This window comes from Zobellella iuensis (assembly GCF_016746085.1).
GTDB lineage: Bacteria > Pseudomonadota > Gammaproteobacteria > Enterobacterales > Aeromonadaceae > Oceanimonas > Oceanimonas iuensis.
Map to the genome: position 1 here is coordinate 1 of NZ_JAERTZ010000026.1, position 14,457 is coordinate 14,457.

Annotated in this window: 14 protein-coding genes; 1 reads left to right on the forward strand and 13 read right to left on the reverse strand. The window is 62.3% G+C overall.

The genetic code is table 11. From position 1 onward, the window contains the following. Positions 1 to 407: 407 nt before the first annotated feature. The 8 genes from JKV55_RS13990 to JKV55_RS14025 all read right to left on the reverse strand — a co-directional run bounded on the left by JKV55_RS13990 (position 408) and on the right by JKV55_RS14025 (position 7,704). Positions 408 to 1,676, reverse strand: a complete 1,269-nt coding sequence (locus JKV55_RS13990; RefSeq protein WP_202086927.1) for a TRAP transporter large permease — start codon at positions 1,674 to 1,676, stop codon at positions 408 to 410. Next, positions 1,673 to 2,173: a TRAP transporter small permease gene (locus tag JKV55_RS13995; RefSeq protein WP_202086929.1), complete on the reverse strand. Its 501-nt coding sequence runs from the start codon at positions 2,171 to 2,173 to the stop codon at positions 1,673 to 1,675. The genes JKV55_RS13990 and JKV55_RS13995 overlap by 4 nt, the downstream gene beginning before the upstream one ends. Before the next feature lie 45 nt (positions 2,174 to 2,218). Further along, complete coding sequence (locus tag JKV55_RS14000; protein WP_202086931.1) at positions 2,219 to 3,190, reverse strand: TRAP transporter substrate-binding protein; 972 nt, start codon at positions 3,188 to 3,190, stop codon at positions 2,219 to 2,221. A gap of 121 nt (positions 3,191 to 3,311) precedes the next feature. Next, on the reverse strand, positions 3,312 to 4,013 hold the full coding sequence (locus tag JKV55_RS14005; RefSeq protein WP_202086933.1) for a fumarylacetoacetate hydrolase family protein: 702 nt from the start codon (positions 4,011 to 4,013) through the stop codon (positions 3,312 to 3,314). 16 nt (positions 4,014 to 4,029) lie between these two features. After that, entirely contained in the window at positions 4,030 to 5,061 is a 1,032-nt protein-coding gene (locus JKV55_RS14010) for a cupin domain-containing protein (protein ID WP_202086935.1), read from the reverse strand. 46 nt (positions 5,062 to 5,107) lie between these two features. Next, on the reverse strand, positions 5,108 to 6,316 hold the full coding sequence (locus JKV55_RS14015; RefSeq protein ID WP_202086937.1) for a 3-hydroxybenzoate 6-monooxygenase: 1,209 nt from the start codon (positions 6,314 to 6,316) through the stop codon (positions 5,108 to 5,110). A 34-nt stretch (positions 6,317 to 6,350) separates the two neighbouring features. Then, positions 6,351 to 6,992: a maleylacetoacetate isomerase gene (gene maiA / locus JKV55_RS14020; RefSeq protein ID WP_202086939.1), complete on the reverse strand. Its 642-nt coding sequence runs from the start codon at positions 6,990 to 6,992 to the stop codon at positions 6,351 to 6,353. Between the two features lie 13 nt (positions 6,993 to 7,005). Continuing rightward, positions 7,006 to 7,704 carry a fumarylacetoacetate hydrolase family protein gene (locus tag JKV55_RS14025; protein ID WP_202086941.1) on the reverse strand — a complete coding sequence of 233 codons (699 nt, stop codon included), beginning with the start codon at positions 7,702 to 7,704 and terminating at the stop codon, positions 7,006 to 7,008. A gap of 179 nt (positions 7,705 to 7,883) precedes the next feature. Here JKV55_RS14025 and JKV55_RS14030 point away from each other — a divergent pair, with 179 nt between their 5' ends. Then, positions 7,884 to 8,813 (forward strand): LysR substrate-binding domain-containing protein, encoded by a 930-nt coding sequence (locus JKV55_RS14030; protein ID WP_202086942.1) that lies wholly within the window; start codon positions 7,884 to 7,886, stop codon positions 8,811 to 8,813. Between the two features lie 93 nt (positions 8,814 to 8,906). Here JKV55_RS14030 and JKV55_RS14035 read toward each other — a convergent pair whose 3' ends face one another. The 5 genes from JKV55_RS14035 to JKV55_RS14055 all read right to left on the reverse strand — a co-directional run bounded on the left by JKV55_RS14035 (position 8,907) and on the right by JKV55_RS14055 (position 14,452). Beyond that, positions 8,907 to 9,854, reverse strand: coding sequence for a tetratricopeptide repeat protein (locus tag JKV55_RS14035; RefSeq protein ID WP_202086951.1), 948 nt, complete (start codon positions 9,852 to 9,854; stop codon positions 8,907 to 8,909). 124 nt (positions 9,855 to 9,978) lie between these two features. Continuing rightward, complete coding sequence (locus JKV55_RS14040) at positions 9,979 to 10,920, reverse strand: type II secretion system F family protein (protein WP_202086953.1); 942 nt, start codon at positions 10,918 to 10,920, stop codon at positions 9,979 to 9,981. 1 nt (position 10,921) lies between these two features. Beyond that, the gene (locus JKV55_RS14045) at positions 10,922 to 11,890 is read right to left on the reverse strand and encodes a type II secretion system F family protein (RefSeq protein ID WP_202086961.1); all 969 of its coding nucleotides are present in this window, start codon (positions 11,888 to 11,890) and stop codon (positions 10,922 to 10,924) included. Between the two features lie 12 nt (positions 11,891 to 11,902). Continuing rightward, entirely contained in the window at positions 11,903 to 13,210 is a 1,308-nt protein-coding gene (locus tag JKV55_RS14050; RefSeq protein WP_202086963.1) for a TadA family conjugal transfer-associated ATPase, read from the reverse strand. Between the two features lie 21 nt (positions 13,211 to 13,231). Further along, positions 13,232 to 14,452 (reverse strand): CpaE/TadZ family protein, encoded by a 1,221-nt coding sequence (locus JKV55_RS14055; protein ID WP_202086965.1) that lies wholly within the window; start codon positions 14,450 to 14,452, stop codon positions 13,232 to 13,234. Positions 14,453 to 14,457 lie beyond the last annotated feature (5 nt).

A 14,457-nucleotide genomic window follows, 5' to 3' on the forward strand; every position in this document is an offset into this window, starting at 1 on the left:
CTACGTGCGAGGTCAGCGAATGCTGCCTCCAGGGTCCAACGGCCTCCCCGGTAACTGTTTTTAACTCTATCAGTTCATCTCGCTTCAACATACAAGGGTCCGTTTCAATGGACCACCCCGCCACCGGCGCCGGGGTTCGGTCGAATAAATTCGACCCTACAAATGGACGGTGGTTTGGCTGAAGGGTCCATTTCAATGGACCTTCCACCCACGGCGCCGGGGTTTGGTCGAATAAATTCGACCCTACAACAGGAGCGCAGCGGGAACCTGCGGCGTTGAAAGCCATGCCTTAACCACAGGCGTATCCCCATGCGGGCGGGCCGCCCGCGCTCCAAAAAAAAAAAGCCCTTTCACCTGGGGTGAAAGGGCAAATCGGTGTCTTCACCACTTTTTTATTGTCGTTCGAACTACATCAGGCTCGGCAGCCACAGGGAAATGGCCGGGAACACCGCGATGATCAGCATGCAGATCAGCATGGAAGCCAGGAAGGGGATCATCGCCTTGAACAGGGCGCCCATCGGCAGGTTGGCCGAGGTCATGGCAATATAGAGCCCCGGCCCCACCGGCGGCGTGACCAGGCCGATCAGGGTGGCCAGGCTGATGATCACCCCGAAGTGGATGGGATCGATGCCGAAGGAAATGGCCGCCGGCAGTATGATGGGCACTATCACTATCATCACGCTGATGCTCTCGAGGAACATGCCGAGCAGGATCACCAGCACATAGACCAGCATCAGGAACAGCAGCGGCGAGGTGGTGATGCCGCTGATCCATGCCACCAGCATGTCCGGCACCGCCTCGAACGACAGCGCCCAGCCGAACACCGAGGCGGTGGCGATAAGGCCGGTGATGGTGGCGGTGTTGAGCGCCACCGAGGCGAAAATACCCGGCAGCTCCTTCAGGCCGATGCTCTTGTAGACCACGGCGCCGATGATAAAGGCCAGGATGGAGGCGATGGCGCCGGCCTCGGTCGGGGTCATCACCCCGGTGATGATGCAGATGATCACCACCACCGGAATGGTGCCGGGCAAGAGGCCGCTCACCAGCTCCTGGCGGATGTTCTTGTGCTTGAGGTGCTCGCCCGAGGGTAGGCCGGCGAACAGCCCGGTGAGGAAGATCACCAGGGCGAAGCCGGCGATGATCAAGAGTCCGGGCAGTATGCCGGCGATAAACAGGGCGGAAATCGGCTGGTAGGCCACCACCCCGTAGATGATCATCAGCATCGAGGGCGGGATGATGGGCCCCAGCAGGCCGCCGGCCATGGTGACGGCGGCGGAGAATTCCTTCTTGTAGCCCTTTTCCACCATGGTCGGCACCATCAGCCGGCTCATCACCGCTATCTGGGCGGTGGCCGAGCCGAGGATGGAGGCGGCCATGGCGTTGGTCAGCAGGTTGACATAGGCCAGGCCGCCCTTGAAACCGCCCACAAACACGTCGGCCGCGTTCATCAGCCGGGAAGTGAGCCCGCCCTTGTTCATCAGCTCGCCCACCAGCATGAACAGCGGAATGGCCAGCAGGCCGTTCTGGTTGAGGGAGCCGTAAAGCTGGATCGGCAGCGAGCTCATCAGCACGGTGAGGTCGGCCTGCCACAAAAACACCAGGGTGCCCAGCAGCAGGGTGATGAAGATGGGCAGCCCCAGCAGCAGGGCGACGAAGAAGGTAATGGAGGTCATCATAATGCCGCCTCACTGTGAACCAGCCTGGCGGGCAGGATGATTTTGATCAGTTGGTGCCAGGCCATGCAATAGAAGGACACCACCAGCACCGCGTAGTTGTACCAGCGCGGCAGCTGGGTGGTGGGGGAAACGTCGGCCTTGATCTCCGGGCGCAGTATCCATTCGGTGGCGTAGTAGCACAGCACCAGCAGCACCAGCATGGACAGCAGTTGCAGACCCTTGTTCAGCCAGGCTCCCCAGGGCTTGCCCAGGTTTTCCAGGATAAAGTCCACCCGCACCAGCTTGTTGCTGAACAGCAGGTAGCTGACGCCGATAAAGGTAGCGGAAATCAGGATCTGCACCGACACTTCCTCGGCCCAGAACAGCGGGCTGCTGAAGAAGTAGCGGAGTATCACCTGGGCGGAGAGGATCAGGGTCAGCGCCGCCGTCAGCAGCACCAGCAAGGCGTATTCCAGCTTGCCGAGCAGTCCATCCAATGTCTTGATGATCTTGAACATAATCACCTCGGTAGGCGGAGCCCGGGCCCCGCCCCTTGTGCTTGATTACTGGGTTTGCTGCTGGTAGAAGGCGTTGATGCCTTCGCTGGCAGCGCTGTATTTGCCGACGATCGCCTCGGCGGCCTGGCTCAGCTGCGCCGCGTCGAATTCGTTGATGGTGACCCCTTCCTGCCTGAGCAGCTCCAGGTTGCTCAGCTCGGCCTCGGCCTGCTTCCTGAAGCCCCATTCCTCGGCCTCCTTGAAGGCGTTCAGCACCAGGGTGTGATCCTCTTCCGACAGCCGGTTCCACCAGACCTCGGAGGCCACCACCACGCCGGGGAAGGCCATGTGGTTGGTCAGGGTCAGGTAGGGCGCCTGCTGGTACATCTTGAGGCCGACCACTATGTCCAGATCCACGTCCACCGCGTCCAGCAGGTTGGTGGTCAGGGCCGAGGACACGTCGCTGATGGCCAGGGCGGTGGGCGCCGCGCCCAGCTGGTTCCACCAGTCGTTGAACAGCTTGTTGGGGAAGGAGCGGATCTTCTTGTTCCTGAAATCGTCCACCGAGGTCATGGGTTTGGAGGAGATCACGTGGCGCATGCCGGCGAAGGTATAGCCCAGCCCCACCAGCTTGTGCTGCTTGAGGTTGTCCAGCATTTCCTGGGCGGCGGGATGCTGGCTGGCCTCGGCCGCGTCGGTCACGTCGTCGAAGATATAGGGCAGGAACCAGGCGTTCATGTCCTCGGCCCGGTTGGACAGGCTGCCCGCGGTCAGGATGGCCAGTTGCAGGCCGCCGGACTGCAGCAGATCGATCATCTGATCGTCGCCGCCCAGCTTGGACAGCGGGAAGATCATGATGGTGTGCTTGCCGCCCGAGGCTTCCTTCAGGTTGTCGTTGAAGCGCTCGGCCACCTGGTTCCAGATATGGCTGGGCGGGGTCACGTGGCCCAGGCGCATCCGCTCCGCGCTGGCGGAAAAGCTGAAGGTCAGTGCCGAGGCGATGGCGGTCACCGCGAAGAGTTTTTTGAAAGTTACCATGACGAGTCGAGCTCCCTGTAATCCTTGAGTCCGGGGGTATCCCCCACCATTGCGGCCGTTGGGCCTAACATCCGTTTTCATCATCAACGGGTCCGGCCGGGTCCATGACCCGGCCCCGTCGTTATTGGGCGATACGCAGCTCTACGTCGCCCACCCCGGCCACCGCGCCGGTGATCTTGTCGCCGGCCACCACCGGGCCCACCCCGTCGGGGGTGCCGGTGTAGATCAGATCCCCCGGCTGCAGGTGGTAGAAGCGGGACAGGTGGGCGATGATCTCCGGCACGTTCCAGATGAGCTTGGTCAGATCCGAGTGCTGCCTGATCTCGCCGTTCACGCTCAGGCTGATAGCGCCGCTGTCCACTATGCCGGTTTCTTCCTTGCGCACTATGGGGCCGAGCACCGCGGACTCCTCGAAGTCCTTGCCCAGATCCCAGGGCCGGCCGGTTTCCCGCGCCTTCAGCTGCAGATCCCGGCGGGTCATGTCCAGGCCGGCGGCGTAGCCGAACACCAGCTCGCTGGCCTCGGCCTCGCTCACCTCGAAGCCGGCCTTGCCGATGGCCACCACGAACTCCATTTCATAATGGTAATTGGCGGTTTGCGGCGGATAGGCGATTTCGCTGCCCGAGGGGATCAGGGTGCTCGGGTGCTTGGTGAAGTAAAAGGGCTCCTGGGTGGACTTGTCGACGCTCACGCCCATCTCGGCGGCATGGGCATGGTAGTTGCGGCCCACGCAGAAGATGCGGTGCACCGGGAACAGTGCGTCGGTGCCGGCCACGGCGGCGAAGGTCTGCTCTTTAGCGGGAAATAACAGTTTTACGGTCATCTTGTTCAACCCTTACTCAGTAAATGCCGAGGTAACGATGCAGCGGGGCTTCGTCGGCGGTGATCATAAAGGCCGGCTGGTCGGCCGAGCCGTTGCTCAGGGTAATGTCGCTGTAGCCGGGGGCGGACAGGGTGTCCTTGTCGTTCCAGGCCAGGGGCTCGCCGCCGTCCACGCTCAGTTGGCCGCATCCTTCCACCGCGTGGAACACGCAGGCGGTGGTGCGCCTGGGCAGGGTGAGGGTCTCGCCCGGGCGCAGCATCAGGGCGCCGAAGCCGATGCTGGGGAACAGGCTGGCGCCGGTTTCCGGGTTGACGTAGCTCACCTGCAGCAGGCCGTCTTGATAATGCTCGGCCATCTCCACCAGGCAGGCACGGGTCTTGCCCCAGGGATAGCGCAGCATGGGCGAGTCGGCGGTGCCGCGCCGGAAGTTGAGGTTGGGCACCACGCCGGCGGCGCTGTAGTCGGCAAACGACTTGTCCCGGCTCAGGGTGGTCTGCTGGGGCTGGCCTTCCACCGCCCAGGAGCCTTCCAGCTGGTAGATCAGCGGCAGGTCGAGGATATCCAGCCAGACGATGGGACCCTCCCCTTCGTGGTGGTGCTCGTGCCACTTGCCGGAGGGGGTGAGGATCAGATCGCCCCGCTCCATGCGGCAGGGCTCGCCGTTGACGGTGGTGTAAGCGCCCTCGCCCTCGATGATGATGCGCACCGCATTGGGGGTGTGGCGGTGGTTGGGCGCGGTTTCACCGGGCAGGATCAGCTGCAGCCCCATGTAGATGCTGGGGGTGGCCTGCATGTTGTTGAGGCCGTGGCCCGGGTTGGCCAGCACCAGCACCCGGCGCTCGGCTTTTTCCATCGGGGTCAGCTCGCCGGCCTGCAGCAGCAGCGGGCGCACCACCTCGTAGTCCCAGCGCAGGGTGCGGGTCTTGCGGCTGGGCACCTTGGGCGGCAGCACGGCGCGCATGTTGGGCCACAGCGGCACCAGGTTCTGTTCGGTCAGCTCGTTGCGGTAGCTTTCGGGCAGGTCTTCCAGGGTTCCGAGTTGATGCATCTTCTCTGTCTCCTTGCGGCGCCGGCCGGGCCGGCGCGCGATACGATTAGCGGTGGTCGTCTTTCAGGCAGTTGGTCACGTTCCAGCCGTACAGCCATTCGATTGCGTCGTAGAAACGTTCCTGGCTGCGGCCTTTCCACAGCTCGTTGCGGATCAGCCGCTCCACGCCCTTGGCATGATAGATGCGCCCCATTTCCCGGCTGGACAGCACGATGCGGGCGGTGCGGGCGACCCGGGAGCGCTGGTACAGATCCAGCGCCTGGTCCCAGTCGTTGTCGTGCACCCGCAGCGCCTCGCCCAGGGTCACGGCATCCTCTATCGCCATACAGGCGCCCTGGGCCATGTACTGGGTGGTGGGGTGGGCGGCGTCGCCCAGCAGGGTCGCCCGGCCGTAGGTCCACTGTTCGATGGGCTCCCGGTCGGCGGTGGCCCAGCGCTTCCAGCTCTTGGGCAGGTCGATCAGCTGGCGCGCCCTGGGGCAGATGCCCTGGAAGTAGCTTTGTACCTCTTCCTTGCTGCCTTCGGTTACGCCCCACTCTTCCTGCTCGCGGCTGTGGAAGGTCACCACCACGTTGTATTGCTCGCCGCCGCGCAGCGGGTAGTGCACCAGGTGGCAGTTGGGGCCGGCCCACAGGCTGGCAGCGTTCCAGCGCAGCTCTTCGGGGAAGTCTTCCTTGTCGACCACGGCGCGGTACACCACATGGCCGGTGACCCGGGCCGGATCATTGACGTAGGTGGCGCGCACCACCGACTTGACGCCGTCGGCGCCGATCAGGGCCACACCCCGGTAAACGTTGCCGCGCTGGTCGTAGACGGCCACGCCGTTTTCATCCTGCTCCACCCGCTGGATATGGGTGTCGGTCTTGAATTCCACCCGGCCGGTTTCCTGGGCGCCTTCGAGCAGCGACAGGTGTACGTCCACCCGGTGGATCACCGCATAGGGGTTGCCGAAGCGCTGGCGGAAGGCCTCGCCGGTTTCGATCTTGCCGATCTGGTATTCGTCGATGGCGTCGTGCATCACCATAAAGTCGGTGAACACCGAGCGGCTGCGCGCCTTGTCGCCCACGCCGAGGGCGTCGAAGGCGTGGAAGGCGTTGGGCCCGAGCTGGATGCCGGCGCCGATTTCACCGATCTCCGGCGCCTGCTCCAGCACCTGTACCCTAAAGCCCCGGCGCACCAGGGCCAGCGCCGCGGCCAGGCCGCCGATGCCGCCGCCGACCACGATGACTTTTTGCTCTGTCTGTTGCTTGTCCATCACTGTTCTCCTTTCAATCTGTCTGTCGCCCGGCTCAGGCGGTAAAGTCCGGCTGGCGGGAGGGGGCGGCCTGCTGGAAGGCCGGCTGCCGCTGGCAGTGCTGGTACACCGCCATCACCCTGGGATAGGCGCTCAAATCGCAGCCCATGCGCTCGGCGTTGGCCACCTGGGGCACCAGGCAGCAGTCGGCCAGGGTGGGCGCCTCGCCGAAGCAGTAGGGGCCATGGCCATAACGTTCGAGCAGGGCCTCCACCGCGCCGAAACCCTCGGCTATCCAGTGGCGGTACCAGTCGTTCTTCTGCTCCTCGCTCACCTCGAGGCGGTTCTTCAGGTAGCCGAGGATGCGCAGGTTGTTGACCGGGTGCATGTCGCAGGCGATGGCATTGGCCAGCTCCAGCACCCGGGCCCGGGCCCGGGGCTCGGCGGGCAACAGTCTGGGCTCAGGATGAGTCCCGTCCAGATAGTCGATGATCGCCATCGACTGGCTCAGGGCGGTGCCGTCGTCCTCCACCAGCAGCGGCACCCCCTGGGAGGGATTCAGCGCCCGGTAGTCATCGGCCCGTTGCTCGCCCACCCGGATGTTTATGCCTTTGTAGTCGTAGTCCAGGCCCTTCAGGGCCAGGGCGATGCGCACCCGGTAGGAGGTGGAGCTGTTGAAAAAGCTGTAAAGCTGCATGGTCTTCTCTCCCTTACAGCACACGCACGTGCAGTTCGCCCAGGCCCTCGACGCCGCCGACCATCAGCTCGCCCCGGTGCACCGCGCCCACCCCTTCCGGGGTGCCGGTCATGATCAGATCGCCCGGCTGCAGCTCGAAAAAGCGGGACAGGTAGCTGATGGTCTCGGGCACCGACCAGATCAGCTTGTCGATGTCGCTGCGCTGGCGGTCTTCGCCGTCTACCTGTAGCCAGATGGCGGCCTGCCCGGGGTGGCCGATTTGGCTGGCCGGATGGAGCGGGCCCACCGGCGCCGAGGCATCGAAGGCCTTGCCGATTTCCCAGGGGCGGCCCATCTCGCGCATCTTCATCTGCAAGTCGCGGCGGGTCATGTCCAGACCCACGGCGTAGCCCCACACATGGTCGTTGGCCTCTTCCAGGGGGATGTTGCTGCCGCCCTTGCCGATGGCCACCACCAGCTCTATTTCATAATGGTAGTTGCCGGTTTCGCCCGGATAGGGCAGCGCCAGCACCTGGCCGTCGGCCACCGGCACCACGGCATCGGCGGGCTTGCAGAAGAAGAAGGGCGGCTCCCGATCCGGGTCGAAGCCCATCTCCCGGGCATGGGCGGCGTAGTTGCGGCCGACGCAATAGACACGGCGCACCGGAAACTGCTGCTCGCCGCCGACGACGGGGATGCTGGTGACGGCTTGGGGTTCTACGACATAACTCACGTGACACTCTCCTGACTGATTGAGCGGCCCTGCGTCGGCGCCCTGGTACTGCCCGGCGATAGCATTCTTCCAATGTCTCGCTCACGGCCTCGTAACTTCTGAGCAACAGTATTGTCCGTGAAACCCATATCGAATAATGATATTTTTAGATACCGTCATACACTTTATGGTATAGCTCGATGGACTGGACCCGCCGCCTGCGCCTCAGGCACCTGCACCTGCTGATCAACCTGGCCGACACCGGCAGCCTGAGCGACACCGCCCGCATCATGCACAGCACCCAGCCGGGGTTGTCGAAGTGGCTGAAGGAGCTGGAAGAAGACATAGGCGCGCCGCTGTTCGAGCGCCATGCCCGCGGCCTCAGGCCCACCGCCATGGGCCAGTTGCTGGTGAGCCATGCCCGGCGCATGGTGACCGAGATGGCCCGGGCCCAGCACAACCTGGAAGCCCTGCAGGAAGGCAGCGCCCGCACCGTGGCGGTGGGCACCTCGCCGGCCTCGGCGCCCAGCTTCGTGCCGGCGGCCATCATGGCCTTTATCGCCCAGCATCCCAGGACGCGGGTGGAAATACAGGAAAGCACCATGAATTCGCTGCTGGACAAGCTGGAGCTGGGCAAGCTGGACGTGGTGGTGGGCCGGCTCGACAACTACCAGCCCCGCGCCAGCCTGAAGAGCGAAATGCTTTACGAGGAGCCGCTGCGCATCGTGGCCCGCCCCGACCATCCCCTGGCCGGGCGGCCGGGGCTGGGCTGGGACGACCTTTACCAGTACGACTGGATAGTCTGGCCCCAGGGCACCCCCATCCGCAGCAAGCTGGACATGGCCCTGACCCTGGCCGGGCGCAAACCGCCGCCCTACCGGGTGGAGTCCTCCTCCCAGGTGGGCAACCTCTGGCTGCTGCAGCACAGCGACATGCTGTCGGTCAGCTCGGAGCGGGTGGCCCGCCACTTCACCGGCCGCGGCCTGGTGGTGCCGCTGGACATCCGCCTCGACAGCGGCGAAGGCTATGTGGGCATGTGCTGGCGCGACGAAGAACACCCCGACCCCACCACCCTGGAGCTGCTGGAATGCCTGCGCCAAGCCCGGCAGGGCCACCAGGAGCAGCCGTAACAAGAGGGGAAAAAACGGAGCGCAGGAGATCCACACGGAGCGCGGGCGGGCCGTCCCCATTCGGGGACAAGACCCGCGCCCCACTGTGTTGTGTTACCTTTTGCCCACCGCCGACATGGTTTTAGTCTGCCGCAGGTTTTCAACGGCTTTGGGGTAATGGCGGGGCGAAGCGTCGATGGCACGTTGGAACAGGCCGGCGGCTTCTTCGTAAGCCCCTTCCATCATGGCGATGTAACCCAGATCGTTCAGGGCTTCGGCCTGGGACATGTTCTTGCGCAGGGCCGCCAACGCCTCTGACTTGCGCCCCCAGCGATAATACAACAATCCTAAGTTGTTCCAGGCCCTCTGGAATTCCGGATCCTGGTTCACCGCCCGGATCAGGGCCCGCTCCGCCTGGGGGTATTCGCCCTCCAGGTAATAGGAAAAGCCCAGGTTGGTGTGCAGCATGGCCAGGCCGGGCTGCACCTGCAGGGCACACTGGAAATACTGCCGCGCCTGCTCGCCCTGCTCCATGATGTCCGCCAGCAGCCCCAGGGCATTGTAGCTGCGCCAGGGCGACTGGCTGTCGGTGGTGCAGCTGGCGGCACCGGCATTGGCCGCCTTAAGCCTGGCCAGATCGGCGGCCACCACTTCCTGCAACAGGGTTTCCGCCTCCTGGTGGCGTTTCATGTCGACCAGCAACAAGGCGAGCGCTTCTTTCAGATCCTGCCGTTTGCCATCGAGGGCCATGGCCTGGCGGTAGGCCTGCTCGGCCACCCCGTTGTTCCTGCGCTGCTGCTCCAGCCGGGCGATGTTGAGGTAGAGATCCGCCTGGTTGAATTCCCTGAAGGCCAGCGCCTGGCGATAGGCATAGACCATGGCATCGATATTGCCCGCGGTTTGCGACTGGGCGACAAGCATACGGGCCTCCGCCGCGTTGGTGGGCTTGATCATCCCCGCCCCCGGCGCTGTCATCCCCGACAAGCCCTCCTCCTGCTGCCCACCGGTGGCGGCACAACCGCTCAGCAGCAGCACCATCAGCGCACTGGTGATCTTTTTCATCTCGTTATCCTTAAGCCAGTCCTTGGCTAGTGTCTGTTGAATCCATCTAATGCTAGTAGCAGTACCTGGCCCGGGCCAGCTTGCGGGCATCCAATTCATTGATTCCCGCTGCTTTATTACATGATTACATGTTGCCGAAGACTTTGAAGAGTTTGATTAAGGCCGGACCTATGGCCACGATAAAAAACGAGGGCCAGATAAAAAATACCAGCGGGAAAATCATCTTGGTGCCTATTTTGGCGGCCAGCTCTTCCGCCTCCTGCTTACGCTTGATGCGGTACTCGTCGGCATAGACCCGCAGGGTTTCGGCGATGCTGGTACCCAGCTGGATGCACTGATTGATCGCCACATTGAGGCTGCGAAAATCCTCAAGACCGGTGCGCAAAATAAACTCCTCGAAGGCCTGCTGCATGCTCAGGCCCGCCCTGAGCTTGGCGGAAATCAGCGCCAGCTCCTCGGCCAGCTCCTCATGGCTCATGTTCACCTCCTGGGCCACCCGCTGCAAGGCGGCCTTGAAGCCCAGGCCCGCCTCGGTACAGACCACCAGCAGATCCAAGGCATCGGGCATGGCCATTTTCATCTGGTTCATACGCTTATTAGCCAGTCGTTCAAGAATAAACACCGGCAAAACGTAGGCCACATAGGCAATGGCTGCCACTAGCAGCAGAATCATATTAAAAGGTAAACGGGTCAACAGGCTGAGGAACATAAAACTCAAGACTACTGCCAGCAGTATTACGAGCACCCGAATGCCGTTGAATGCCCTGTAAGCCGACTCCTTATGAAAACCCGCATGCACCAGCAGGGTGCGGATACGGTGGCCGTTAAAACCGCTGCCATGCTGTTTGGCAATCACCAGCCGCTGCTCCAGGGTTTGGTCGCTATCGTCAACTTCTTGCTGTATGTTTTTTAGCTGCCGGCGGTAAGGGCTGGCAACCCCGCTGGCCACCAGGGTCAAGCCCCAAAACAGGGTAACGGCGGAAAGCCCCACCACCCCTATCAGCAGCCACTGGCGCAGTTGCGGATCGGCGAATACCTGCCCTATCAGTTGATTGAACGTGTCCATATCACACCTCTATCTTGATAATTTTGCTGATCCACCAAGTGCCAATGGCCATCCCTGCTCCGCCGAACATCATCAACCTGTTACCTTCAGGAGTGCCAACCAGCTCGATGACATAGCTGGGAGTAGTCACGAACATGAGTGCAAAGAGTGCGAAGGGAGTCAATACCAGTATCCAGCCCGACATCCGTCCTTCGGCGGACAAAGTGCGCAACTGGCGATTAAACTTGAAACGATCTCGGATAATGCGCGCCAGCTTATCGATATTTCCCACCAGGTTGCCGCCGGTTTCCCGCTGCACCTGCACTGCGCTGATCAGCGCCATATTGGAGATACTGGGCACCCGCTCCAGCAGGCCGGTCATGGCCTTGCGCACATCCTTGCGGTAGTTGATATCGGCGAACACCAGGGCAAACTCCCGCCCCATGGGGTTGGGCATCTGCTCGCTGATCAGCTTGATGGTCTCGGCAAAGGAATAACCCGCCTGTAGCCCCCGCTTCATGATATCCAGCGCCTCGGGCAACTGCTGTTCGTACAGCGCCAGCCGTTGCAGGTAATTGCGCTTAAGCTTGAAATGAGTCGCCAGGGTGGGCAGCACCAGCAGCAAGAGGCTGAGCCAGATATTGTACAGCCAGAACCAGCTGGCCAGCACCAGCACCGCCGTCCCCACCGCCACCATCAGCACCAACTGCCAGGCATAAAGCCGGGAGCCGGCCAGATCCAGGGAAAAAGCCACCCGCTCCATCAAGGGCAGTGTCTCTATCCGGCGCAGCAGGGGAGAGAGGGAGTCCAGCTTTTTGGTGCGGTAGATGGACGCCTGGGCCTGCTCCCGGTTTTCTTCCGCCAGCGCCTGCACCCGGCGCTTGAGCATGGCCGAATATTTGAGCCGGGGCTGGGTGACCGGCACGAAGAGCGCCATGCTCAAACACACCACCGCCAGCCCCACCAGTGCCAGAAAAATCAAGGTATTCATGGCAACGCCCTCCTAGAAAATCCCTTTGTGCAGATCCTCGTCGCCGAACAGGCTGCGCGGCAGCACCATGCCCCGGCGCGCCAGCCGGTCGTAAAAGTTGGGCATAACGCCGGTGGGCTTGTGGCGGCCCAGCACATTGCCCTGCTCGTCGATGCCGGTGCGCTCGAAGGTGAATATTTCCGACATGGTGATGGTTTCGCCTTCCATGCCGTGCACTTCCTGCATGCTGACCATGCGGCGCTTGCCGTCTTCCTGCCGCTCCAGCTGGATAATCAGGTCCAGCGCCGAGGCCACCTGGGCCCGGATATTTTTAATCGGCATATCGAAACCGGTCATGGACACCATATTCTCCAGCCGGCCCAGGGCATCGCGTGGGGTATTGGCATGCACAGTGGTCAGAGAACCTTCGTGGCCGGTGTTCATGGCGGTGAGCATGTCGAAGGCTTCGGCACCGCGCACCTCCCCCACCACTATGCGATCGGGTCGCATCCGCAGGGTATTTTTCACCAGTTCCCTGAGTCCCACCTCGCCCTTGCCCTCAATATTGGCCGGGCGGCTTTCCAGCTGCACCACATGGGGCTGCTGCAATTGCAGCTCGGCAGAATCTTCCACCGTGATGATGCGCTGGTTGGACGGAATAAAACCGGACAGAACATTGAGAAAGGTGGTCTTGCCGGTGCCGGTGCCGCCGGAGATCAGGATATTGAGTTTGCCCTTGACCACCGCCTCCATCACCTGGGCGATGGCCGGGGTGATGGTGCCAAAGTCGATCAGGGTCTCGATGGCCAGTTTCTCCACGGTAAAGCGGCGGATGGAAAGCGTGGGGCCGTTCAGCGCCAGGGGCGGGATAATGGCGTTGACCCGGGAGCCGTCCTGCAGCCGGGCGTCCACCATGGGGGAGAGTTCGTCGATACGCCGGCCCACGCTGGAGACGATACGCTCTATCACCCCCATCAGGTGCTCGTCGTCCCGAAAGGTCAGCGGCAACCGCTCTATGCGCCCGCGCCGCTCCACATAGATGCTCTTGGCGCCGTTGACCATGATGTCCGCTATGGTGGCGTCGGCCAGCAGGGGTTCCAATGGCCCCAGGCCCAGCACCTCGTCCAGGATCTGGCGCACTATCTTCTGGCGCGAGACCAGCGACAAGGGCGTGGGCGAGTCCTGCATCAGTTGCAGGCAAAGCCGTTCTATCTGTTCGCCGGCCTGCGCCTTGGACACCGCCTGCAGCATGGGCAGGTCCAGCATGTCCATCAGCTTGGCATGCAGCCGTTGCTTGTGGCTTTCTTCTTCCTGATTGAGGATATAGTCTTCAAGGTTCATCCATGACCCCCTTGGCCTCGGCTATTTTTTGCCGAACAGCCGGTTAAAGAATCCCGGTGTGGGTTCGTCCTGCCCCGGTTTGATGTGCAGCGCCCGGGTAATATGATTGAAGGCATCAACCAGTTTATGGCCGCGCTTTTCCTCCGCCACCAGCCGGCCCAGGTCAGTACAGGTTTCGGCCATGGCAAAGTCGTTGGGTAAAGTAAAAATGCGGGCAAGCTCGGTGGCTTTTTCTATATCCTTGAGAGAAACATCCTTTTTCTTGTCGTAGCGGTTAATCAACAGCAGGATGCGATCCTTGGATATACCCAGTTCGTGACGCAATTGCCGCAGCAGGTAAATGGTTTCGCGCAGGCCCGCCAGGCTTTGCTGCATTATCACCAGCACCTGGTCGGCATTTTCCAGCAACGGCAGGTTCCAGTTTTCCGGCCCGCGGGACATATCCACCACTACATGGTCGTACTGGCCGCGCACCAGGTGCAGCAACTGGGAACACTGGCGGGCGGAGACACTTTTTTCATCGTGCAGCGGCAAGGTGGAGGCGGGCAGTATATCGAGCTTATCGCGCGCCTTGCTGACCATGCCGCCCAGTGCCATGGCATCCAGCTCGCCGGCCCGCAGCAGGGCCTCGTTCAGCCCACCCTGCCTGTCTTTTATGTTAAGGTAGTCGGCCAGGGAGCCGTAGTGCATATTGGCATCCAGCAGCAGCACTTTTTGTAGCTTATCCTCATCGCCCAGGGCATAGCCCAGATTGGCACAGACAAAGCTGGCCCCGGAGCCGGGCTTACCGTTGATAACCGCCGTTACCGGCGCCAGCCGTATACTGGCCGAAATTTGCGCCGACACCCGCACCAGGGCCGACCACAGCTCGACCGGTTCGCTCTCATAAGGCAGAAAATCCAGGGCCCCCATGCGCATGGCCCGGCGCACCAGGGCGGTGTTTTTCACATCGCCCACAAAAATCAGGGATCGCTCTTCCCCTGCCTTGCGCTCCAGTTCGTCGTACACGGGCACCATCATGGCGTGGTCCACCAGCAGCAGTACCTGGCGCTCGCCCTTGGGCAAAAAGTCCTGCTCGTTCAGTTTTTTCAGCTGCAACTGGCTGCTGTGATGCAGTTTTACCTTGAGCAGGGGCCAGAGCCGTTCGTCCGGGTCCAGCACATTCAGCTGCAGGGGACAGGACAGGGCCGGCAGCGGGTGCATCCCTTCGCGTTCCAGTTCGACTATTTTGGCGTCTGTCATAGATG

Excerpts from the sequence above, each read along its gene's own strand:
- JKV55_RS13990 (WP_202086927.1), bottom strand. The coding sequence starts at position 1,676 with ATGATGACCTCCATTACCTTCTTCGTCGCCCTGCTGCTGGGGCTGCCC.
- JKV55_RS13995 (WP_202086929.1), bottom strand. The coding sequence starts at position 2,173 with ATGTTCAAGATCATCAAGACATTGGATGGACTGCTCGGCAAGCTGGAA.
- JKV55_RS14000 (WP_202086931.1), bottom strand. The coding sequence starts at position 3,190 with ATGGTAACTTTCAAAAAACTCTTCGCGGTGACCGCCATCGCCTCGGCA.
- JKV55_RS14005 (WP_202086933.1), bottom strand. The coding sequence starts at position 4,013 with ATGACCGTAAAACTGTTATTTCCCGCTAAAGAGCAGACCTTCGCCGCC.
- JKV55_RS14010 (WP_202086935.1), bottom strand. The coding sequence starts at position 5,061 with ATGCATCAACTCGGAACCCTGGAAGACCTGCCCGAAAGCTACCGCAAC.
- JKV55_RS14015 (WP_202086937.1), bottom strand. The coding sequence starts at position 6,316 with ATGGACAAGCAACAGACAGAGCAAAAAGTCATCGTGGTCGGCGGCGGC.
- maiA (WP_202086939.1), bottom strand. The coding sequence starts at position 6,992 with ATGCAGCTTTACAGCTTTTTCAACAGCTCCACCTCCTACCGGGTGCGC.
- JKV55_RS14030 (WP_202086942.1), top strand. The coding sequence starts at position 7,884 with ATGGACTGGACCCGCCGCCTGCGCCTCAGGCACCTGCACCTGCTGATC.
- JKV55_RS14035 (WP_202086951.1), bottom strand. The coding sequence starts at position 9,854 with ATGAAAAAGATCACCAGTGCGCTGATGGTGCTGCTGCTGAGCGGTTGT.
- JKV55_RS14040 (WP_202086953.1), bottom strand. The coding sequence starts at position 10,920 with ATGGACACGTTCAATCAACTGATAGGGCAGGTATTCGCCGATCCGCAA.
- JKV55_RS14045 (WP_202086961.1), bottom strand. The coding sequence starts at position 11,890 with ATGAATACCTTGATTTTTCTGGCACTGGTGGGGCTGGCGGTGGTGTGT.
- JKV55_RS14050 (WP_202086963.1), bottom strand. The coding sequence starts at position 13,210 with ATGAACCTTGAAGACTATATCCTCAATCAGGAAGAAGAAAGCCACAAG.
- JKV55_RS14055 (WP_202086965.1), bottom strand. The coding sequence starts at position 14,452 with ATGACAGACGCCAAAATAGTCGAACTGGAACGCGAAGGGATGCACCCG.